Here is a 21,926-nt window from a genome sequence, read left to right on the forward strand (position 1 = left end):
TCAGGGCCGGAGATGTACGTCCGAGAAGGAGGAAAGTCATGGAGTCCGTGGCTCGTGGCGGAACCAGATGGAAGCGGTTCGCCGTAGTCATGGTGCCGAGCGTCGCGGCGACTGCCGCGATAGGCGTCGCCCTCTCGCAGGGTGCGCTTGCGGCATCGTTCAGTGTTTCGGGTCAGTCGTTCAAGGTGACGGCCGACTCGCTCGACGGTACGGGATTCGTCCAGTACGGGGCCCTCGACAGCGGTAAGTCGGGTGCGCACCCGGTTGCCGTCGTCGGCCTCAACGAGGCGAAGATCACCAACCTGTGCCAGTCGGTCGTCGTGCCGGTGCCGGTCTTCGGTGACGTGTCGATGAAGCTCAGCGCGGGCGGTGCGGGCGGCCCCCGCGTCGAGGCGAAGAAGCTGTACATCGACGCCGACGACCTGTCGACCAACGCCACGTTCAAGAACATCGACATCGGCGTCGGTATCGACTCGACCACCAAGGGTCCGGGTCCGTCCAAGGGCGACAAGTACGTCCCGGACTCGTTCTCGCAGCAGGCCGACTCGGTGCACTTCGAAGATGTCAAGCAGCGCGCGTGGGCGACCACGGCCGGCACCTTCAAGCTCTCCGGCCTGCACATGCAGGTGCAGAAGGGCGCACACGAGTGCTACTAGGCTCCAGGGTCTAGTTCACTCACAGCGCTGAACGACCGGGCGCGGGGGCGAGCGGGAAGCTCCGGGACGTCCCCGTGCCCGTATCCGACAGGCACCATCACCACAGAACAACGCCATTCCCGAGGAGCTGTACGACATGAGCGCCGAAGCGCAAGCAGGGCTGGGCGACAGGCTCGGCCAGACGCGCCGATCGTTCCGAGGGTGGCGCGGTCAGCGCCCATTCTGGGGTGGTCTGCTGACGCTGCTGGGCGGCATTCCGATCGCGTACTTCCCGTACGCGAACCTCACGCTCGGCTCGATGACCATCCGGATGTCGACGACCGCCGGCGCCGGTTCGCTGATCATCGGCGTCCTGCTTGTGGTGCTCGGCCTGACGCTCTGGTTCCAGCCGATGTCCCGCATCTTCGCGGGCGTCGCGGCGATCCTGCTCGCCCTGGTCTCCTTGGTGGTCTCCAACTTCGGTGGCTTTGTCATCGGCTTCCTGCTGGCGCTGCTCGGCGGCGCTCTCGGCATCTCCTGGGGGCCCGCACGGGCCGCGAAGCAGGAGGCGGACGGCGGGAAGGCCGCGGACGACGCGGATGCCCCAAAGGGCGAGACTGCAGCTTTCGACGCCTTCGGCGGTGCGTCGGACGATCTGTCAGGAACGAGCCCGAACGGTAACGACGGGACGAACGGGAGGCACCGTGCCGGCTGACGAGGTGCGCCACGAGAACTCTGCGGCAGAGTTCCGTGAGAGAACCGGGCCGCGGCATGCAGCCCCCAGAAAGCCGCTGTTCACCAGGCTGCACATGCCCGCGGGCAAGGCGATTGCCATTGCGGCGATGCCGACGGCCGTGCTCATGGGCATGGGGCTGACCCCCACGCTCGCGCAGGCCAAGGACAACCCCACCAAGTTCTCGGCGGACGACTACAAGGCGTGCGCCGACGCGATCGAGGCGTCCAAGGACGGCAAGGACGCGGCCGACGACAAGGGGGACGAGCCCGCCTCGCCCACCCCGACGCCGTCGCCCTCCGCGTCCGCGAGCAAGGACACGTCGGACGGCAAGGCGGACTCGGGCGACAAGGCCGAGCCCACCCCGTCGCCCTCCGCGTCCAAGTCCACGGACACGCCTTCGGGTGACAGCACGGCCGGCAGCAAGACGGCCACGCCGACCCCGACGCCCTCCGAGACCAAGAACCCGCTCGACCCGCTGGGTGTCGGCGACGCGCTCAACGACCTGCTGACGCCGGATCAGAAGGAGTCGGCGACCCCGACCCCGTCGGCCTCGGCGTCCAAGTCCACGGATGTGGGCGGCACCGTCAAGGACACCGTCGACAAGGTCACCAAGCCCGTCGAGGACACGGCGGACAAGGCCGGGGACGCGGTCAAGGACACCGTGGACAAGGCCGGAAAGGCCGTCGACGACACCGCGGACAAGGCCACCAAGGTGGTCCCGACGCCGTCGGCGAGCGAGACCGGCGTGCCGGACAACTGCCCGGCCGCGACGGATGCCGAGGGGGGCAACGAGCAGACCCCTGCTCAGGTCCCGAACGACTCGTGGCGCCTGGAGGCCAGTTCGCTGACCCTCAAGGGCGCGGACTATCAGGGCATCGTGAACGTGCGCACGCCCAACGGCACGGTCAAGAAGGTCCTGAAGTACGTCATCTCGGACGGCACCGACATCGGTGACCTGCACCAGATGGTCGAGGGCCCGGGCGGCAAGACGTACCACGTCCAGGCCGGCAAGGGCACCACGTCCACCATCCGTGACGGGAAGACCACCATGTACACGGAGTCGATCTCGGGCAACCTCCTGGGGCTGATCCCGATCACGTTCGACGCGGAGCACCCGCCGCCGCTGAACATCCCGCTGATCTACTTCACGAACGTGAAGGTCAAGCAGGCCGGTCAGTTCGGTGGCACCCTGCACGTGCCGGGTCTCCACCAGTACCTCACCGGCTGACCCCGCTGCCGCGCGCAGCCACGGACCCGTCCGGGAGCCGCACAAACGCCGAGGGCGCCCCCTTCCACAGGGGGCGCCCTCGGCGCGGTTCGGGGGGTGACGTCAGTCGCGCTCTCCGCCGCCCAGGTGGTGCACCCGGACCATGTTGGTGGTGCCGGGGACGCCGGGGGGCGAACCGGCCGTGATGATGACGGTGTCGCCGTCGTTGAAGCGGTTCAGCTTCACCATCTCGGCGTCGACCAGGTCGACCATCGCGTCGGTGTTGTCGACGTACGGCACGATGTGCGAATCGACGCCCCAGCTCAGCGTCAGCTGGTTGCGGGTGCCCTCGTCCGTGGTGAAGGCCAGGATCGGCTGGGCCGCGCGGTAGCGGGACAGGCGGCGGGCCGTGTCGCCGGACTGGGTGAAGGCCACGAGGCCCTTGGCGCCCAGGAAGTCGGCGATCTCGCAGGCGGCGCGGGCGACCGAACCGCCCTGCGTGCGCGGCTTCTTGCCGGGCACGAGCGGCTGGAGGCCCTTGGACAGGAGCTCACCCTCGGCCGCGACGACGATCTTCGACATCGTCTTCACGGTCTCGATCGGGTAGGCGCCCACGGAGGACTCGGCGGACAGCATGACCGCGTCCGCGCCGTCCAGGATCGCGTTGGCGACATCGGACGCCTCGGCGCGCGTGGGGCGGGAGTTGGTGATCATCGACTCCATCATCTGGGTCGCGACGATCACCGGCTTGGCGTTGCGGCGGCACATCTCCACGAGGCGCTTCTGCACCATCGGGACCTTCTCGAGCGGGTACTCGACGGCGAGGTCGCCGCGGGCCACCATCACGGCGTCGAACGCCGCGACGACGCCCTCCATGTTCTCGACCGCCTGCGGCTTCTCCACCTTGGCGATGACGGGGACCCGGCGGCCCTCCTCGTCCATCACCTTGTGGACGTCCTGGACGTCGTCGGCGTCGCGCACGAAGGACAGGGCGACCATGTCGCAGCCCATCCGCAGGGCGAAGCGCAGGTCGTCTACGTCCTTCTCGGACAGCGCGGGCACGTTCACGGCCGTGCCGGGCAGGTTGATGCCCTTGTGGTCGGAGATGACACCGCCCTCGACGACGATCGACTTCACGCGCGGCCCGTCGACCTCGACGACGCGGAGCTCGACGTTGCCGTCGTTGATGAGGATCTGGTCGCCCTTGGAGACATCGCCGGGCAGACCCTTGTAGGTCGTGCCGCAGATCGACTTGTCGCCCGGGACATCGTCGGTGGTGATGGTGAACTCGTCACCGCGCACCAGCTCGACGGGGCCTTCGGCGAAGGTCTCGAGACGGATCTTGGGGCCCTGGAGGTCGGCGAGGACGCCGACGGCGCGGCCGGTGCTCTCCGCGGCGGCCCGGACACGGTCGTACCGCCCCTGGTGCTCGGCGTGCGTGCCATGGCTGAAGTTGAAGCGGGCCACATTCATGCCGGCTTCGATCAGCGCAACGAGCTGCTCTTCGGAGTCGACGGCGGGGCCCAGCGTGCAGACGATTTTGGAACGGCGCATGGGGGCGATCCTATCGGTTTGTTTCGCTACGGAATATTCCGTCTGGTGGAATCTACAAATGGGCGGTGGTGCGCTCAGTCGTTGCGGGACGCGGAGTCGTGCACGAGGGCGTAGGTCTGCCGCGCGATCTCCAGTTCCTCGTCGGTCGGGACGACTGCGACAGCCACCCGCGCGTACTCCGGCGAGATCAGCCGCGGTTCGTCGGAACGTACGGAATTGAGCTCGCCGTCGACCGCGAGGCCCAGCTCCTCCAGGCCCGCCACGGCAGCTTCGCGCACCGGCGCCGCGTTCTCCCCGACCCCCGCCGTGAACGCCACCGCATCCACCCGGCCGAGCACCGCGTAGTACGCGCCGATGTACTTCTTCAGACGGTGGACGTAGATGTCGAAGGCGAGCCGCGCCTCCTCGTCGCCCTCGTCGACACGGCGGCGGATCTCCCGCATGTCGTTGTCGCCGCAGAGACCGACCAGACCGCTCTTCTTGTTGAGCAGTACGTCGATCTCGTCGGCGGACATGTTGCCCACCCGCATCAAATGGAAGATGACGGCCGGGTCCACATCGCCCGAACGCGTCCCCATCACCAGGCCCTCCAAGGGCGTCAGGCCCATGGAAGTGTCCACGCACAGGCCGCCGCGCACCGCCGACGCCGAGGCGCCGTTGCCCAGGTGCAGGACGATGACGTTGACCTCCTCGGGGGCCTTGCCGAGGAGCTCGGCCGCCTTGCGGGACACGTACGCGTGCGAGGTGCCGTGGAAGCCGTAGCGGCGGATGCGGTGCTCGTCGGCGGTCTTCACGTCGATCGCGTAGCGCGCCGCCGACTCCGGCATCGTCGTGTGGAACGCCGTGTCGAAGACGGCGACCTGCGGCAGGTCGGGGCGCAGCGCCATCGCGGTGCGGATGCCCGTGAGGTTGGCCGGGTTGTGCAGCGGCGCGACCGGGATCAGCCGCTCGATCTCCGCGAGGACCGCGTCGTCGATGACGGTCGGCTCGGTGAAGAACATGCCGCCGTGCACCACACGGTGGCCGATCGCGGCGAGTTCGGAGGAGTCCAGGCCCATCCCGTCGCGGGCCAGCTCCGCGGCGACCGCCTTCAGGGCCGCGTCGTGGTCGGCGATCGGGCCGTTCACCTCGCGCGCCTCGCCGCCGTCCCCGGTCAGCGGTGTGTGCTTGAGGCGGGACGTCTCCTCGCCGATGCGCTCGACAAGGCCCACGGCGAGCCGGGCGCCGCTCTCCATGTCGAGCAGCTGGTACTTCAGCGACGAGGAACCGGAGTTGAGGACGAGAACTCGGGTAGCCAGGGGGGCCGAGCGAAGCTCGTCAGGCAGGGCGGTGGTGGGCGACGGGTGGGAGGTCACAGGTGCTTACCTCTTCGTAGGGGTCAGGAGGCCGGCGTCTGGGCCTGGATCGCCGTGATGGCGACCGTGTTGACGATGTCCTGCACGAGCGCGCCGCGCGACAGGTCGTTGACCGGCTTGCGCAGCCCCTGCAGGACCGGGCCGACGGCGATTGCGCGTGCCGAACGCTGAACAGCCTTGTACGTGTTGTTGCCGGTGTTCAGGTCGGGGAAGATCAGCACGCTGGCCTGGCCCGCGACCTCCGAGCCGGGCAGCTTGGTCGCCGCCACCGACGGCTCGACGGCGGCGTCGTACTGGATGGGGCCCTCGATCTTCAGATCGGTGCGCCGCTCGCGCACCAGATCCGTGGCCCGGCGCACCTTGTCGACGTCCGCGCCCGAACCCGACGTGCCCGTCGAGTACGACAGCATCGCGATCCGCGGATCCACGCCGAACTGCTCGGCGGTGGCGGCCGCCTGGACGGCGATGTCGGCGAGCTGCTGCGCGTCCGGGTCCGGGTTCACCGCGCAGTCGCCGTACACAAGGACCTTGTCGGCGAGGCACATGAAGAAGACGGAGGACACGATGTCGGCGTCCGGCTTCGTCTTGATGATCTCGAAGGCGGGGCGGATCGTCGCGGCCGTCGAGTGCACGGAACCCGACACCATGCCGTCCGCCAGGCCGCCCTGCACCATCAGCGTCCCGAAGTAGTTGACGTCCGCCACCACGTCGTACGCGAGCTCGACGGTGACGCCCTTGTGGGCGCGCAGCTGCGCGTACTCGGCGGCGAACCGGTCCCGCAGCTCGGACGTGTCCGGGTCGATGAGCTGCGTGTCCACCAGGTCGACGCCCAGGTCGGCGGCCTTCTTGCGGATCTGCTCCACCGGGCCGAGCAGCGTCAGGTCGCACACCCCGCGGCGCAGCAGGACGTCCGCCGCGCGCAGGACGCGCTCCTCGGTGCCCTCGGGCAGCACGACGCGGCGCCTGTCGGCGCGGGCCCGCTCCAGGAGCTTGTGCTCGAACATCATCGGGGTGACGCGGTCGCTGCTCGGCGCCGAGACGCGCTCCAGCAGGCCGGCCGTGTCGACCCACCGCTCGAAGAGACCGAGCGCCGTCTCCGCCTTGCGGGGCGTCGCCGCGTTCAACTTGCCCTCCATGGAGAACAGTTCACCCGCGGTGGGGAAGGAGCCGCCCTGCACCGCCACCACCGGCGTGCCGGGCGCGAGGCGGTCGGAGAGCGTCAGGATCTCCTCGCCCGGCCGCTCGTCGAGGGTCAGCAGGACGCCCGCTATCGGCGGGGTGCCGGCGCTGTGCGCGGCGAGCGAACCCACCACGAGGTCGGCGCGGTCCCCGGGCGTCACGACGAGACAGCCCGGCGTCAGCGCCTTGATGAACGCCGGCAGCATCGCGCCGCCGAACACGAAGTCGAGCGCGTCGCGCGCGAGCCCCGCGTCGTCGCCGAGCAGCACCTCGCCGCCGAGCGCCTGCGCGATCTGCGAGACCGTCGGCGCGGACAGGGCGGGCTCGTCCGGCAGTACGTAGGTGGGCACCGGCAGATGGGCCTCGAGGCGGTCGCGTATCTCCTCGCGGTCCTGCGCCGCCACCCGGTTCACGACCATCGCGAGCACGTCGCAGCCGAGGACCTCGTACGCGCGGTACGCGTTGCGGGTCTCGGCGTGCACGGACTCCGGGGTCTGCTTGCGGCCGCCCACCACCGGGATGACGGACGCCCCGAACTCGTTGGCGAGGCGGGCGTTGACGGCCAGTTCGTCGGGGAGCTGTGTGTCGGCGAAGTCCGTGCCGAGGACGAGGACGACCTCGTAGTCGCGGGCGACCTGGTGGAAGCGGTCCACGAGGCGCGAGACCAGTTCGTCGGTGCCCTGCTCGGCCTGGACGGCCGACGCCTCGTGGTAGTCGAGGCCGTAGACCGTCGCCGGGTCCTGGGAGAGGCGGTAGCGCGCCCGCAGCAGATCGAAGAGCCGGTCGGGACCGTCGTGGACGAGCGGGCGGAAGACGCCCACCCGGTCGACCTGCCGGGTCAGGAGCTCCATGACTCCCAGCTCCACGACCTGCCGGCCGTCACCCCGGTCGATCCCGGTCACGTACACGCTGCGCGTCACGCGTGCTCTCCCTTTCGCTGGACGGGCCGCAGAGAAGTGGCCTCTGCCGCAGTGATTCGGCCGCTGAACCGGCCTCTGATGAAAGTCGTAGCCGTGCCCCCTTGACAATACCTCCGGGGGTGGCTAGGTCGCCCGCCGGACAAAGGCCCTGGTCCGGGGGTCGAAAGGCCCGGAACGCAAGCCGCACGGGCCTGCGCGCCCGGCGCCGACCACCATCGCCCCCACGGCCGTGAAAGAATCGGAACGGCTCACAAGTCTCAACAGCGAGCAGGAGACACGCACGATGCGTATCGGAGTTCTCACCGCCGGCGGTGACTGTCCTGGCCTGAACGCAGTGATCCGGTCGGTCGTGCACCGCGCCGTGACGCACCACGGCGACGAGGTGATCGGCTTCGAGGACGGTTACGCGGGACTGCTCGAGGGCCGCTACCGCACCCTCGACCTGAACGCCGTGAGCGGCATCCTCGCCCGCGGCGGCACCGTCCTCGGCTCCTCCCGGCTCGAGCGCGACCGCTTCCGCGCCGCCTGCGAGAACGCCAAGGAACTCGCCACCGAGATCGGCTTCGACGTCCTCATCCCCATCGGCGGCGAGGGCACGCTGACCGCGGCCCGCATGCTCGCCGACGCGGGCCTGCCCGTCGTCGGTGTCCCGAAGACCATCGACAACGACATCTCCGCCACGGACCGTACCTTCGGCTTCGACACCGCCGTCGGTGTCGCCACGGAGGCCATGGACCGGCTGAAGACCACCGCCGAGTCCCACCAGCGCGTCATGGTCGTCGAGGTCATGGGCCGGCACGCCGGCTGGATCGCCCTGGAGTCCGGCATGGCGGGCGGCGCGCACGGCATCTGCCTGCCCGAGCGGCCCTTCGACCCGGCCGACCTGGTCAAGATGGTCGAGGAACGCTTCTCGCGCGGCAAGAAGTTCGCCGTCATCTGCGTGGCCGAGGGCGCGCACCCTGCCGAGGGCACGATGGACTACCAGACCGGTGCGATCGACCGGTTCGGCCACGAGCGCTTCCAGGGCATCGGCACGGCCCTCGCGTTCGAGCTGGAGCGGCGCCTCGGCAAGGAGGCGAAGCCGGTCATTCTCGGCCACGTCCAGCGCGGCGGCACCCCGACCGCGTACGACAGGGTCCTCGCCACGCGCTTCGGCTGGCACGCGGTCGAGGCCGCGCACCGGGGCGTCTCCGGCTGCATGACGGCGCTGCGCGGCACGGAGATCGAGATGGTCCCGCTCGCCGAGGCCGTCGCCGAGCTGAAGACGGTGCCGAAGGACCGCATGGACGAGGCGGAATCGGTCTTCTAGAGCTCCACGGTCCGGCTAGGTCCGGCTAGGTCCAGCTAGGTCCGGTTACCGCCTACGACGTGTGCGTCCTCGACCAGAAGTCGTCGAGGATCCCGTCGAGGAACTCCCGCCCGGCCTCGCCCGAGTCGCGTCCCGAACCGCCGCCCCAGCTGAGCGTCGCGGCCATCAGCGCCTGGTACTCGAGCTGCATCTCCTGGAGCGCTTTCTCCAGTTGACCCTTGTGCACGGGGACGAGCTTGGCGACCGGACGCGTGTAGGCCTGCCAGCGCGTGGTCACCGCGCTGCGCAGGAGATCGGCCAGTTGGTCATTGCGGCCGGTGACGGTCGCGAAGTCGGGCGGCGTCAGACCGAGCACCTCGGCGAGGGCGGCCGACTGGCGCTCGTTGCCGCGCCACTCACCGGTCTCCTCCATCCGCAGATACGAGTGGATCTCCACCCCCACCGTGCGCGCCACGTCCTCCGGCGCCATGCCGCGGGCCATCCGGTGCTCGCGCAGCGTCCGCGCCGCGCCAATGAGATCCCCCGGCGAACACCACAGGGCGCCCGCGAGAGCGGTGAGTTCCGCCGCCGTCGGCGAGGCGAGCCCGCGCTCCCAGGCGATGATCGTGTCGGGCGTGACGTGATGCTGGCCGTACGAGGCGCGCATGCCGTACGCGACATGCCCGGGTGCCATACCGAGGGCTTCACGGTGGTGCCGGGCGGCCGGGGCGTTGAAGGGCGGGGCGGAGTCGCTTGGGTGCACGGGCACACGTTAAGTGGGGGATGGGGGCTTGGCTACGGTCTGTTCGCACCGGGTTACTTGTTGTGTGAACGTACGGAACCGGCCGCGTTGGCCGGAAGGGTGCCCCGGGAGCGGGGCAGTCGAACCAGGCGGTCAGAGGACGGGGTCGTCGAACTGATCGAGGAGTGCGTCGACCGACACGTCGTCCGCGGGGGCGGCAACGGTGGCGTCCGGTGACTGTTCCGTCCAGATGACCTTGCCGCCCGGGGTGTACCGCGTCCCCCACCGCTGTGAGAACTGGGCCACCAGGAACAGTCCCCGCCCGCCCTCGTCGGTGGCCTTGGCCCGTCGCAGGTGCGGGGAGGTGTTCGAACCATCGGAGACCTCGCAGGTCAGGGTGCGATCGTAGAGGAGGCGCACCTTGATCGGCGGTGCGCCGTGGCGGACCGCGTTGGTGATCAGCTCGCTGAGGATCAGCTCCGTGGTGAAACCGATCTCCTCCAGCCCCCACTCCCGCAGTCGGGCCCCGCACTGCGCACGCACCAGTCGCACCGCCGCCGGATCCGACGGGACCTCCCACTGCGCCACCCTCGACGCGGGCAGCAGCCGGGTGCGTGCCACCAACAGTGCGATGTCGTCGGACGGGTGGGCGGGGACCAGCGCGGCGATCACCGCCTGGCACGTCTCCTCCGGAGTGCGGCCTGCCTCGTCCCGCAGCGTCCGGTGCAGCAGGTCGAGGCCACTGGTGATGTCCCGGTGCCTGCTCTCCACAAGCCCGTCCGTGTACAGCGCGAGGCGCGAATCCTCGGGCAGGCTCACTTCGACGGTTTCGAAGGGGTGGCCGCCCAGTCCGAGTGGTGGGGAAGCAGGCACTTCCGGATACATGAGGGTCCCGTCGGGATGGAGCACCACCGGGCCCGGATGTCCGGCCCGGGCCACCGTGCACAGGCCGGTCACCGAGTCGTAGATCGCGTAGAGGCATGTCGCGCCCGTCACGCGCTCGATCTCCTGGCCCCCCTCCGCTGCTTCGCCGGTGCTTCCCTCGCTGTGACCGGTGCGTCTCTCGCTGCCGATGGTGCTTCTCTCGCTGTCGATCTCCATGACGAGGTCGTCCAAGTGGGCAAGCAGCTCATCCGGCGGCAGGTCCAGCGAGGAGAAGTTGTGCACGGCGGTGCGCAGCCGGCCCATGGTCGCCGCCGCGTGCAGTCCGTGTCCGACCACGTCGCCGACCACCAGCGCCACGCGCGCCCCCGGCAGGGGGATGACGTCGAACCAGTCCCCGCCCACCCCCGCCTCCGCCGGCAGGTACCGCCAGGCCACCTCCAGGGCATCCTGCTCCGGCAGTGCCCGCGGCAGCAGGCTGCGCTGCAAGGTCACCGCCATCGCGTGCTCCCGGGTGAACCGGCGGGCGTTGTCGATGGCCACCGCCGCCCGCGCCGCGAGCTCTTCGGCGAAGGACAGGTCCTCCGCCTCGAACGGGGGTGAATCCCCCGCCCGCAAGAAGTTCGCCATCCCGAGCACCACACCACGCGCCTGCAGGGGCACCGTCACCAAGGAATGCAGCCCGTACTCCAGCCCCCTGCGCGCCCGGTCCGGATCCTGCTCCCGCCACCCCGGCGCCTGCCGCAGATCCGCCTCCAGTACCGCTCGCCCCGACTCCAGCGCACGCACCTGCGGTGTCGTCGACACGAAGGTGATCGCCTCGCCCACGGGGCAGAGCGGCAGGCCCTCACGGTCGCCGCTGATCGCCGTGCGCCGCATCTGCCGCCGGTTCTCCCGCGTAGGCTCCTGCCCACGCTCAACCGCGTCCAGCAGGTCCACCTCCGTGATGTCGGCGAACCGGGGCACCGCCACCTCCGCGAGCTCCTCCGCCGTACGCACCACGTCCAGCGTGGTGCCGATCCGCACGCCGGCTTCGTACAGGAGCTTGAGCTGTTCCCGGGCCACCTCGGCCCGCCCCGTGACCGTCGCGAGCTCCGTGGTGTCCCGCAGCGTCACCACGCTGCCCGCCTGCCCGCCGTACGGGGCCGTGGGCCGCATGTTCACCGCGAGGAGCCTGTCCCCCGCCAGCCGCACCGCGTCCGTGACCGACTCACCCGAGGCGAGGAGCCGCGCCGTCTCCCCATCGAGGCCGAGCTCCCCCACGTGCCGCCGCTCCGTCTGAGGCGGAAGGTCCAGGAGCCGCCGCGCCTCGTCGTTGGCCAGCAGCAGCCGCCCGTCGGAGTCGACGATAAGGACGCCCTCCCGCACCGCGTGCAGCACCGCGTCGTTGTGCTCGTACATCCGCGTCATCTCAGCCGGGCCCAGGCCGTGGGTCTGCCGCCGCAGTCGCCGCGACACCACTGCCGTGCCCACGGTGGCCACGACGAGTGCGGCCGCGCCCGCACCGAAGATGATCGGCAGCTGCCGGGAGGCCAGTCCGGACACTTCCTGGACGGTAAGCCCGGCGGATACCAGGCCGACGACCGAGCCGTGGTCGTCGGTCACCGGGACCACCGCCTGGACGACCTGCGTCCGTACCCCGCGCCTGACGGGCCCCTCGGCCTTCTCCACAGTGGTGCGGCCCGCCAGCGACGGCTTGATAGTGCCGATGAACTTCTCGCCGATCCGGGACGGGTCCGGGTGCGTGTAACGAATCCCGTCCGTGTCCATGACCACGATGAAGTCGACGCCCGACCGCTCACGAGCCGCTTCGGCGCGCGGCTGCAGCACCGCCGTCGGATCCTTGCTGCCCAGCGCCTGCACCATGCCCGGCGCGTTCGCGAACGTCTCGGCCGCGGTCAACGACTGGCCCTCGGCCTCCCGCCTGCTGTCGCTTCCCGCCAGCAGCACCAGGGCCGTCACGGCAGCTGTGACCAGCAGCACCACGATCACGATCTGCAGGACGAATACCTGCCCGGCGGCGCTGCGCAGCCCCTGTCGACAACGACGGAAAGTCATGTCCTCTTTCCCACCCTATGTCGCACTCGGTGAACCCCACCTGGCGGACTTCTCACGCGGGGCAGCGGAACCGTCCTGCGGATGCCCGTCCTGCCGGTGATCGCACCGGACCGCGTGCGGCCACTCGAGGAACGTACCGGTCATGGACTCCACCAGGAGCCGCCTGCCGTGGGCTACGACGCCGCGCGGCCGCAGCCCGGTCAGGCCGGCCGTCGTGTACGCCGCGCTCAGACTGCCCAAGTCGTGGACGATGCCGATGCGGAACAGGGACTGGGTCTCGGCGATGGCCTCGTGATCGCCCGCCCGGATCACCACGCGCAGATCGGGCGCGACCGCCCGTGCGGCCACGGAGACCGCGATGTTGTCCAGATCGTCGGAGGCGACGGCGGCCATGGCCCGAGCCCTGTGGAGGCTGAGCTTGCGCAGCACGAACCTGTCACTGGCGTCGGCGACGACCACGGGGATCCGGAGGGCTCTGGCAAGGCGCAGGTTGGGGGCCGCAGGGTCGCGCTCCACGGCGATCACGCCGACGCCGAGCTCCTGCAGCCGGGTGCAGAGCCGCAGCCCCACCTGCCCGAGGCCCACGACCACCACATGGCCCGACCTGGGCAGCGCCCGGGAGCCGACCACGCCGGTCCCACGGGGCGCCAGGAGGCGGTCGACCATCCCGGCGATGAAGACGGCGGTGAAGACGATGGTGACCAGCATCGCGAGGGCGGCGAACAGGAGATAGGAGTCGGTGCCGTGCCCGGACACGGGGCCCACGGTCGCCACGGTCCGCACCGCCTCGAAGAAGGCTTCCACCGGCGGCCGGTGATGGAGCGTGACGGCCCACGTCCAGTCCGCCAGCAGCACCGCGAGCAGACCGGCCAGGCCCGTCAGCATGATGCGCGAACTGCCGTCGTGCGGTCGCAGCTGCCCCCTGATCTTCCCGAGCCGGGCCCGGTACCTCAGGGAGCGCGACGGTCGGTACGTCTCCTGCCGCACGCCGTCTCCCTCCCAGCGGGCTCCCACGTAACCGGAAGGAGTCCGGCTGAGGGCCAGCAGGTCGGGCTGCAGGCAAGCGGCGAGCAGGACAGGAGCGGCGACTTCGGCCGGGGACGTGACCCGGCAGTTGGGGACCACGCGCACGAGTTGCTCGGCGACCGTCCGGTCGAAGACCGACACCACCAGCGGCACGCCCGGGCAGATGTGCTCGACCGCGAGGGCGTAGCGCAGTGACTCGACGTCGTCGTCGAGCAGGATCGCGACGCCCGCCACGTCCTGCCGGTCGGCCTCGGGGTCGAGCGCCCGGTGCAGGCCCGCGTCCGTGGGGTGCGGAAGGTGGCGTACGAGGTGTCCCGCCGACCGCAGGAAACCGCAGACACGGCGTGCCACTTCGCCGCCGATCACGACGAAGTACCGCTCAGCGGTCACGTGTCCACTCCCGTCGAATCAGGTGCGTGCGTACGCCCGCCGAACGGGATGCGTACGAGGATCAGTTCGGTGGGGATCCGGTTCAGTAGAAGGGCCGGGGCTCGCCGGCCCCCAAGTTGGGCCGACCCGGCCTGCGAGGACTGCCGGGGATCGCCCGGCTCGCAAACTCGCGTAGGGCGAAGGTAGGACCGGCTCTTCCCGCCAGCCATGGACAGATGCCACGCACTCGTCGCCCGGAATTCTTACAGATGCTCAAAAGCCGAGGCGGTGCCCGGCATCGGCGGCGGCAAGAAGTCCGGGCCGGCCTTTCGCGCAAAACACATGGGGTGCAAATTTCGCGTGAATGGCTTAGCGTCATGCCCTTGAAGGGACGTCCAGGCCACCAAGTCGGCTTTTGAGCTGGACGATCTCCATCGCTGAAAAAAACGGCGCGCATCCGTTGCGTTCAACGCCCCACAGGGCCACACGGTGCGCCTCGCCCGCACCGCGCCGTGCAGCGATACCCGTTCCGGGACGCCTCCATCGTGCCGCCCTTTGCGCGGCGCCTTCGCGCGACCTGACCCGGAGATCACCTGCTCCACCCATGCCCAGACTCCTTCGAACCACAGAGGAATTCATGAGCGCGCAACCGACCACCAGCAGGGAGCAGTTGTCCGAGGATCCGGAGCAGACTCCGCCCTCCGACGGCCTTCAGGCCGGGCTGAAGAACCGCCATCTGTCCATGATCGCCATCGGTGGCGTCATCGGCGCCGGCCTCTTCGTCGGCTCCAGCTCCGGCATCGCCGCCGCCGGACCCGCCATCCTCGTCTCGTACGCACTCGTCGGCACGATGGTCGTCCTCGTGATGCGGATGCTCGGCGAGATGGCCGCCGCACGGCCGACCTCCGGCTCCTTCTCCGCCTACGCCGACCAGGCACTCGGCCGCTGGGCCGGTTTCTCCATCGGCTGGCTCTACTGGTTCTTCTGGGTCGTCGTCCTCGCCGTCGAGGCCACCGCCGGAGCCGTCATCCTCAACGGCTGGATACCCGCCGTCCCGCAGTGGGGCTGGGCACTCATCGTGATGGTGGTGCTCACCGCGACCAACCTGGTCTCGGTCGGCTCCTACGGTGAATTCGAGTTCTGGTTCGCGGGCATCAAGGTCGTCGCGATCGGCGGGTTCGTGATCATCGGCCTGCTCGCCGTGTTCGGCGTGCTGCCGGGCTCGGACAACCCGGGTGCCGGGTTCGCACACCTGACGGACGCGGGCGGATTCATGCCCAACGGCGCCGGGTCGATCCTCACCGGCGTCCTCATGGTCGTCTTCTCCTTCATGGGCAGCGAGATCGTCACGCTGGCCGCCGGCGAGTCCGAGGACCCGCAGCGTGCCGTCACCAAGGCCACGAACAGCGTGATCTGGCGTATCGGCGTCTTCTACCTCGGCTCGATCTTCGTCGTCCTGACGCTGCTGCCGTGGAACGACAAGTCGATCCTCAAGGACGGCTCCTACGTCGCCGCGCTCAACTCCATCGGCATCCCCCATGCCGGCCAGGTCATGAACGTCATCGTCCTGACCGCTGTCCTGTCCTGTCTCAACTCCGGCCTCTACACCGCCTCCCGCATGGCGTTCTCGCTCGGCCAGCGCGGTGACGCGCCCAAGGCCTTCGCCCGCACCAACTCCCGCGGAGTGCCGCAGGCCGCCATCCTCGGCTCCGTCGTCTTCGGCTTCGTCGCCGTCTGGTTCAACTACCAGTGGCAAGACACCGTTTTCGACTTCCTGCTCAACTCCTCGGGCGCGGTGGCCCTGTTCGTGTGGCTGATGATCTGCTTCACGCAACTGCGGATGCGCGGCATCATCCTGCGCGAACAGCCCGAAAAGCTCGTCGTGAAGATGTGGCTCTTCCCGTATCTGACGTGGGTCACCATCGCGATGATCTCGTTCGTCCTCGTCTACATGCTCACCGACGAAGCCGGACGCAAGCAGGTACTGCTCTCACTCCTCGCCGCCGCCTTCGTCGTCCTCTTCTCCGTCGTACGCGAGAAGGTGCGACCCCGCGTCGGCACGGACCTCGGGAACGACCTCCGGTAGTCCCCCGGCGCGACCCCGACCCGCTTGAGGAAGTGGTGGCGGAGGTTGTTCGCGGCGCCGAGGTCGCGCCGGACCTGTGCAGGCAGAGGTCGGGGCCCGGGCCGGCCCGGCGCTGGTGAGGACATCACCCTCGTCCACGTATCGGACCGAGTGGGAGTGGGGTGACGGGCCGGGGAGTGAACCCGTCACCCCTTCACCGCACCCCCCAGCGCGAACCCCCCGCCGAAGCGCCGGGCCACCAGGACGTACAGCAGGATCACCGGCGTCGAGTAGATGATCGAGAAGGCCGCGAGCTGGCCGTAGACCACGGTGCCCCGGTTGCCGAAGAAGTCGTTGATGCTGACCGAGGCCGGCATCTGTTCGGGGGTGAGCAGGAGCATGAAGGGGACGAAGAAGTTGCCCCACATCATGACGAACGAGAAGACCGTGACTACTGCTACCCCCGGGCCCATCAGGGGGAGCACGATCCGGATCAGGGACTGGAACGAGGACGCTCCGTCGGTCCAGGCCGCTTCCTCCAGTTCCTTCGGGACGCCGTCCATGAAGTTCTTCATCAGCCAGATGGCGAACGGGAGTTGGGACGCCGCGAAGAAGAAGATCGTGCCCTGCATGGTGTCGATCAGGTTGACCTGCACGAAGAGCGCGTAGACCGGGACCATGATCGCCGTGATGGGCAGGCACGTCGCGAACAGGACCGTCGCCAGGAACGGGTTGTTGAAGCGCGAGCGGTAGCGGGACAGCGGGTACGCCGCGAGCGCCGCGCTCGCCACCGTCAGCAGGGTCGCGCCCCCGCACAGCAGAAGGCTGTTGAGGAGCGGCGTGAAGGTGATGTCGGGGGTGAGGACCGCGTCGAAGTTGTCCAGGGTGACCCCGTCGGGGATCTTCACCTGGAGGTTCGCGCGCGGGTCGATCGCGGAGAGGACCACCCACGCCAGCGGCAGGACGAAGGCCGCGGCGACGATCAGTAGTCCGGCGTCGGCCGCGAGGCGGTGGCGGACGGTGCGGGGTGAGGACACTCAGGCCTCCGAGCGCAGCAGGCGCATATAGACCAGCGAGAACAGCGAGCCGACGACCAGCAGGAGCAGGGCGACCGCCGTGCCGTAGCCGATCATGCTCTTCTGGAAGGCCTGCTCGTACATGAACAGGGGCAGGGTCTGGCTGCGGTTTCCGGGGCCGCCCCGCGTCATCACCCAGATCAGGCCGAAGACGGACAGCGTCTGCAGGGTGTTCAGCATGAGGTTCGTGCCGATGGAGCGGCGGATCATCGGGAGCGTGATGTGCCACATGCGGCGCCAGCCGCCCGCGCCGTCCATCTCCGCAGCCTCGGTGATCTCCTTGGGTATCTCGCCGAGCGCCGCCGAGTAGACCAGCATGGAGAACGCCGTCCCGCGCCACACGTTCGCGAAGGACACCGCGAGGATCGGCAGCGTGAACAGCCAGTTCTGGGTGGGGAGATGGAGCCAGTCCAGGATCGCGTTCAGCGTGCCCTCGCGGCGGAAGAACGCGTAGAGGAGGAAGCCCGCGACGACCTCCGGCAGGACCCACGCGCAGACCACGACCGCGCCCGTGACCGTGCGGACCGTCTTCGACGCGCGCTGCATGAGCGCGGCCAGGGCGAGACCCAGCGTGTTCTGGCCGATGAGCGAGGACAGGACCGTGAAGACGAGCGTGAGCCAGACCGCGTTCAGGAACGCGTCGTCCTTGAACGCGGCCGTGAAGTTGTCGAAGCCCACGAAGGAGGAGCGGGCCTGACCCGTCAACTGCAGGTCCGTGAAGGCGATGTACGCGCAGTACGCGATCGGGCCGGCCAGGAAGAGCAGCAGCAGGACCAGGGAAGGGGCCAGGGGCAGGGCGCGTGTCAGGGGGCGGCGTACACCGCCCCGCCCCGCCTTCACTTGGATGTCACCTTGCCGTCCGTCGCCGTCTTCAGCTGCTCGTCATACGTGCTCGCCGCCTTCTCGACCGAGCTGTCGCCCGTCGTGACCGACTCCATCGCTTCCTGGATCGCCGTGGAGACCTTCGGGTAGGCGGGGTATGCGGGCCGGTAGTGGGTCGATGCCACCAGGTCCGTGAAGAACTTGATGCCGGGCTGCGCCTTCACATACGCCGGGTCGGCCGCGACGTCCTTACGGACCGCGATGCCCGAGTTGGCGATGTACCACTTCTGGGCGTTGGCCTTGGTCTGCATCGTCTTGATGAACTCGAAGGCCAGGTCGGGGTTGGACGCCTTCGACGGGATCGACCAGGTCCAGCCGCCCGACATGCTGACCTTGCCCGGCGCCTGGCCGTTCTGCGTCGGCATGTGCGCGAGACCCAGCTTCTGCGACCACTCGGGCCACTCGTGGCCGCTGCCCTTCAGCCAGTCCTGCGGGAGCCAGGAACCGTCGAGGTTGATCGCCAGCTTGCTCTTGGGGAGCAGCTCGCCGCGGACCCGGGTGCCGATGTTCGGGTCGAGGGCGTCGGCGACGTCGGGGCCGAGCTTCTCGCCGTAGACCGTCTTCACGAACGTCAGCGCGTCCTTGAACGGCTTGCCCGCGGTGATCCACTTGTTGGACGACTTGTCGTACAGCGGGTCCGCGGCGCCCGACCCGGTGCCCGTCCCGTACAGGAGCATCTCGAAGCCCTGCATCGCCGACTGCTCGCCGCCGGGCTTGCCCGTGTAGACGTTGAGCGGGGTGACGGAGGGGACCTTCTTCTTGATCGTGCGAGCCGTGTCGAGGACCTCGTCCCAACTCTTCGGCTGCCAGGGCGTCTTGATGCCGGCCTTCGCGAAGATGCCCTTGTCGTACCAGAGTCCGCGGGTGTCCGTGCCGTCCGGGACGCCGTACGTCTTGCCGTCCTGGGCCTTGGCCGCGTTCTTCGCCGTGTCGATGAACTGGTTCCAGTCGGGCCACTTGGCGAGGTACGAGTCGAGCGGCTTCAGGTACCCGCTGGTGATGTCCGAGTTGATGAGGAACGTGTCCTCGTAGACCAGGTCGGGTGCTGTCTTCGGGGAGCGCAGCATCTGCTGGAGCTTGGTGTAGTACTCGGAGTCCGGCGCCTTGATCGGTACCAGCTTCACCTTCTTGCCCGGATGGTCCTTCTCGAACTGCGTCTTCATCGACGCCAGGTACTTGTCCATGACACGTATCTGATTGTCGGTCGACTGCTTGAAGGAGATCCTGACGGTGTCCGGGTCGTCCCCGGAGCCGCTGCTACAGGCCGTCAGGCCGGTCGCGGCGACGAGCAGAGTGGCGCTGAGGAGCACTGGAGCGGTGGGGCGCACGGGCACGACCTCCTACGGGCCGCCGCCGGCCGGCTTGCCGAGCGGGGCTGCCCGGTGAACGTACGGGCGGGGTCGGACCAAGGTCAATCCCCGTGCAGGAGTGGGTGGTTGACCAATGGTCTAGACCGTCTTGAGCCAGCGGTAGTGCAGCTCAGGTCGGCCCACCTGGCCGTACTGGGGGCTGCGGGCGGCCCGGCCCGACTCGACGAGATGCTCCAGGTAGCGGCGGGCCGTGATGCGCGAGATGCCCACGGACTCGGCGGCCGCCGCGGCGGTCAGACCCTCGGGAGCGGCGCGCAGCGTTCGCGTGACGCGCTCCAGCGTCGGTGCGCTCAGCCCCTTGGGCAGCGCGGCCGGACCGGGGGCGCGCAGCGTGGCCAGGGCGCGGTCGACCTCGTCCTGGCCGCCCGCCTCGCCCGCCGCCGCCCGGAACTCCGCGTAGCGCACGAGCCGGTCGCGCAGCGTCGGGAACGTGAAGGGCTTCAGTACGTACTGCACCACGCCGAGCGAGACCCCTTCGCGGACCACCGTGAGATCGCGGGCCGAGGTCACCGCGATCACGTCCGTGTGATGGCCGGCCGCCCGCAGCGAGCGCGCCAGCTGGAGACCGTGGCCGTCGGGGAGGTGCAGGTCGAGGAGGAGCAGGTCGACCTGGGTGCGCTCCAGGGCGCGGTGCGCCTCGGCGGCTGTGTGCGCCTTGCCGATCGCGGTGAAGCCGGGGACCCGGTTCACGTACAGGACATGGGCGTCGGCGGCCACGGGGTCGTCCTCGACGACCAGTACGCGAATGGTGCCGCCGGTGGCGTCGGGATCGGTCACGTGGTGCCTCCCGTGGGCGTGGTCGCGCTCGTGCGCTGGAGGGGCAGGACGACAGTGAACTGTGCGCCGCCCGTGGGGGACTCGGCCAGGGTCAGGGTGCCGGAGTTACGGGCGACGGACTGCTGGACGAGCGCGAGACCGAGGCCGCGCCCGCCGGGACCGGCCGGCTTGGTGGACCAGCCCCGCTCGAAGACCGCGTCCGTGTGGCCGTCGGCGACACCCGGGCCCGTGTCCGTGACCCGCAGCAGCAGGGTGTCGTCCTGCGCGCGGGCCGTGACCGTCACCTTCGCGTGGGGGGAGCCCTGTGCCGCGTCGACCGCGTTGTCGAGCAGGTTGCCGAGGATCGTCACGAGGTCGCGGGCCGGCAGGGTGGGCGGCACCAGGCCGTCGTCGATGCGGCTGTCCTCGGATATCTCCAGCTCCACGCCGTGCTCGTTGGCCTGCGCGGTCTTGCCGAGCAGGAGCGCGGCGAGCACCGGCTCGTTCACGGCGGCGACGACCTGGTCGGTGAGGGTCTGCGCCAGCTCCAGTTCGGCCGTCGCGAAGTCGACCGCCTCGTCGGCCCGGTCAAGCTCGATGAGCGAGACGACGGTGTGGAGCCGGTTCGCGGCCTCGTGGGCCTGCGAGCGCAGCGCCTGCGTGAAGCCCCGCTCCGAGTCCAGCTCGCCCATGAGCGCCTGGAGCTCGGTGTGGTCGCGCAGGGTCACCACGGTGCCGCGCCGGTCGCCGCTGGAGACGGGGGAGGTGTTGACGACGACGACGCGGTCGGTGGTGAGGTGCACCTCGTCGACGCGGGGCTCCGCAGCGAGGAGCGCGCCCGTGAGCGGAGTGGGCAGGCCGAGTTCCGCGACGTTGCGCCCGACGGCCTCGTCGCCTACGCCGAGCAGCTCGCGCGCCCCGTCGTTGATGAGCGCGATCCGGCGCTGCCCGTCGAGCATCACCAGACCCTCGCGCACCGCGTGCAGCGCCGCCTGGTGGTAGGCGTGCATGCGGCTGAGCTCGGTCGCGTTCATGCCGTGGGTGTGCCGCCGCAGCCGGGCGTTGATGACGTACGTGCCGATGCCGCCGAGGACGAGAGCGCCCACCGCGACGCCGGCGAGGGCGATGACCTGGCCGCGTGCCTGGGCGCTGATCTCGTCGACGGTGATGCCCGCGCTGACCAGGCCGATGATCCGCTGCCCCGACATGACCGGGGTCACCACCCGCACGGACGGGCCGAGCGTGCCCGTGTACGTCTCCGAGAAGGTCCGGCCGCGCAGGGCGGGCCCGATGTGGCCGAGGAAGCGCTCGCCGATGCGGCGCTCGTCGGGGTGCGTCCAGCGGATGCCGTGCGGATCCATGATCGTGACGAAGTCCACGCCGGTGTGGCGCTGGACGTCGGTCGCGTACGGCTGGAGTGTGCGGGTCGGGTCGCCGCCCCCGGTGATCGCCGCGCGGACGGAGGGCGCGTCCGCGACCGCGCGGGCCGCCGCCGTGGCCTGGCGCGTGGCGGCGGCCTCGGCCTGGCTGCCGTCGCTGATGTACGTGAACAGCGCGCACCCCGCGACCACGACGGCGACCAGGACGACCTGCATCGCGAAGAGCTGGCCGGCCAGGCTGCGGACGCGTGGCGGGAAGGGGAAGCGCATGGGCCCAGTGTGCCTCTCGTACGGGCCTGAACGTTTAAGCGTGAACTACTTGAACGTATAAGCGCGAACTAAATGAACGGAAGGGTGACGGCCCTCACAAGCCGGGAGATAGTCACCGTGATTCGCCAGACGTGAGCCGCACGGATGGCGCGTACGTGCAGGTTCCCCGTACGCAGT

Annotated in this window: 16 protein-coding genes; 5 read left to right on the plus strand and 11 right to left on the minus strand. The window is 69.7% G+C overall.

What is annotated here, in order from left to right:
* The first annotated feature begins 38 nt into the window (after positions 1 to 38).
* The 3 genes from ACY0PA_RS28590 to ACY0PA_RS28600 all read left to right on the plus strand — a co-directional run bounded on the left by ACY0PA_RS28590 (position 39) and on the right by ACY0PA_RS28600 (position 2,599).
* Positions 39 to 656: a DUF6230 family protein gene (locus ACY0PA_RS28590; protein WP_116509787.1), complete on the plus strand. Its 618-nt coding sequence runs from the start codon at positions 39 to 41 to the stop codon at positions 654 to 656.
* A gap of 136 nt (positions 657 to 792) precedes the next feature.
* Positions 793 to 1,350 carry a DUF6114 domain-containing protein gene (locus tag ACY0PA_RS28595; protein ID WP_473080434.1) on the plus strand — a complete coding sequence of 186 codons (558 nt, stop codon included), beginning with the start codon at positions 793 to 795 and terminating at the stop codon, positions 1,348 to 1,350.
* Positions 1,340 to 2,599, plus strand: a complete 1,260-nt coding sequence (locus tag ACY0PA_RS28600) for a hypothetical protein (RefSeq protein WP_473080435.1) — start codon at positions 1,340 to 1,342, stop codon at positions 2,597 to 2,599. The genes ACY0PA_RS28595 and ACY0PA_RS28600 overlap by 11 nt, the downstream gene beginning before the upstream one ends.
* 102 nt (positions 2,600 to 2,701) lie before the next feature.
* On the opposite strand, the gene pyk is transcribed toward ACY0PA_RS28600, so the two are convergent.
* The 3 genes from pyk to pta all read right to left on the minus strand — a co-directional run bounded on the left by pyk (position 2,702) and on the right by pta (position 7,586).
* Positions 2,702 to 4,132 carry a pyruvate kinase gene (gene pyk / locus ACY0PA_RS28605; RefSeq protein WP_473080436.1) on the minus strand — a complete coding sequence of 477 codons (1,431 nt, stop codon included), beginning with the start codon at positions 4,130 to 4,132 and terminating at the stop codon, positions 2,702 to 2,704.
* A 74-nt stretch (positions 4,133 to 4,206) separates the two neighbouring features.
* Positions 4,207 to 5,430 (minus strand): acetate kinase, encoded by a 1,224-nt coding sequence (locus ACY0PA_RS28610; protein ID WP_473086462.1) that lies wholly within the window; start codon positions 5,428 to 5,430, stop codon positions 4,207 to 4,209.
* 80 nt (positions 5,431 to 5,510) lie between these two features.
* Entirely contained in the window at positions 5,511 to 7,586 is a 2,076-nt protein-coding gene (gene pta / locus ACY0PA_RS28615) for a phosphate acetyltransferase (protein ID WP_473080437.1), read from the minus strand.
* A gap of 283 nt (positions 7,587 to 7,869) precedes the next feature.
* On the opposite strand from pta, the gene ACY0PA_RS28620 reads away from it, so the two are divergent.
* Positions 7,870 to 8,895, plus strand: a complete 1,026-nt coding sequence (locus tag ACY0PA_RS28620; RefSeq protein ID WP_473080438.1) for a 6-phosphofructokinase — start codon at positions 7,870 to 7,872, stop codon at positions 8,893 to 8,895.
* A 52-nt stretch (positions 8,896 to 8,947) separates the two neighbouring features.
* On the opposite strand, the gene ACY0PA_RS28625 is transcribed toward ACY0PA_RS28620, so the two are convergent.
* The 3 genes from ACY0PA_RS28625 to ACY0PA_RS28635 form a co-directional block, all read right to left on the minus strand.
* On the minus strand, positions 8,948 to 9,643 hold the full coding sequence (locus tag ACY0PA_RS28625) for a helix-turn-helix domain-containing protein (protein ID WP_473080439.1): 696 nt from the start codon (positions 9,641 to 9,643) through the stop codon (positions 8,948 to 8,950).
* 126 nt (positions 9,644 to 9,769) lie between these two features.
* The gene (locus ACY0PA_RS28630; protein WP_473080440.1) at positions 9,770 to 12,556 is read right to left on the minus strand and encodes a SpoIIE family protein phosphatase; all 2,787 of its coding nucleotides are present in this window, start codon (positions 12,554 to 12,556) and stop codon (positions 9,770 to 9,772) included.
* Positions 12,557 to 12,571: 15 nt separating this feature from the next.
* A complete protein-coding gene (locus ACY0PA_RS28635) occupies positions 12,572 to 13,972 on the minus strand; it encodes an NAD-binding protein (protein WP_473080441.1) in 1,401 nt (466 codons plus the stop codon).
* A gap of 616 nt (positions 13,973 to 14,588) precedes the next feature.
* Between ACY0PA_RS28635 and ACY0PA_RS28640 the strand changes: the two genes are divergently transcribed.
* Positions 14,589 to 16,037 (plus strand): amino acid permease, encoded by a 1,449-nt coding sequence (locus tag ACY0PA_RS28640; protein ID WP_473080442.1) that lies wholly within the window; start codon positions 14,589 to 14,591, stop codon positions 16,035 to 16,037.
* Between the two features lie 185 nt (positions 16,038 to 16,222).
* Here ACY0PA_RS28640 and ACY0PA_RS28645 read toward each other — a convergent pair whose 3' ends face one another.
* The 5 genes from ACY0PA_RS28645 to ACY0PA_RS28665 all read right to left on the minus strand — a co-directional run bounded on the left by ACY0PA_RS28645 (position 16,223) and on the right by ACY0PA_RS28665 (position 21,749).
* A complete protein-coding gene (locus tag ACY0PA_RS28645; protein ID WP_473080443.1) occupies positions 16,223 to 17,053 on the minus strand; it encodes a carbohydrate ABC transporter permease in 831 nt (276 codons plus the stop codon).
* Complete coding sequence (locus ACY0PA_RS28650) at positions 17,054 to 17,932, minus strand: carbohydrate ABC transporter permease (protein WP_473080444.1); 879 nt, start codon at positions 17,930 to 17,932, stop codon at positions 17,054 to 17,056. It abuts the gene before it with no gap.
* Positions 17,929 to 19,302 carry an extracellular solute-binding protein gene (locus ACY0PA_RS28655; RefSeq protein ID WP_473080445.1) on the minus strand — a complete coding sequence of 458 codons (1,374 nt, stop codon included), beginning with the start codon at positions 19,300 to 19,302 and terminating at the stop codon, positions 17,929 to 17,931. The genes ACY0PA_RS28650 and ACY0PA_RS28655 overlap by 4 nt, the downstream gene beginning before the upstream one ends.
* A gap of 120 nt (positions 19,303 to 19,422) precedes the next feature.
* Entirely contained in the window at positions 19,423 to 20,121 is a 699-nt protein-coding gene (locus ACY0PA_RS28660; protein WP_473080446.1) for a response regulator, read from the minus strand.
* Positions 20,118 to 21,749, minus strand: a complete 1,632-nt coding sequence (locus ACY0PA_RS28665) for a sensor histidine kinase (RefSeq protein WP_473080447.1) — start codon at positions 21,747 to 21,749, stop codon at positions 20,118 to 20,120. Before ACY0PA_RS28665 ends, ACY0PA_RS28660 begins: the two co-directional genes overlap by 4 nt.
* Between the last annotated feature and the right edge of the window lie 177 nt (positions 21,750 to 21,926).

The organism is Streptomyces sp. DS1-CR2, from assembly GCF_055760475.1.

Bases quoted from the DNA above. Each gene is read 5' to 3' on its own strand.
- ACY0PA_RS28590 (WP_116509787.1), top strand. From the start codon at position 39: ATGGAGTCCGTGGCTCGTGGCGGAACCAGATGGAAGCGGTTCGCCGTA.
- ACY0PA_RS28665 (WP_473080447.1), bottom strand. From the start codon at position 21,749: ATGCGCTTCCCCTTCCCGCCACGCGTCCGCAGCCTGGCCGGCCAGCTC.
- ACY0PA_RS28640 (WP_473080442.1), top strand. From the start codon at position 14,589: ATGAGCGCGCAACCGACCACCAGCAGGGAGCAGTTGTCCGAGGATCCG.
- ACY0PA_RS28620 (WP_473080438.1), top strand. From the start codon at position 7,870: ATGCGTATCGGAGTTCTCACCGCCGGCGGTGACTGTCCTGGCCTGAAC.
- ACY0PA_RS28595 (WP_473080434.1), top strand. From the start codon at position 793: ATGAGCGCCGAAGCGCAAGCAGGGCTGGGCGACAGGCTCGGCCAGACG.
- ACY0PA_RS28630 (WP_473080440.1), bottom strand. From the start codon at position 12,556: ATGACTTTCCGTCGTTGTCGACAGGGGCTGCGCAGCGCCGCCGGGCAG.
- pyk (WP_473080436.1), bottom strand. From the start codon at position 4,132: ATGCGCCGTTCCAAAATCGTCTGCACGCTGGGCCCCGCCGTCGACTCC.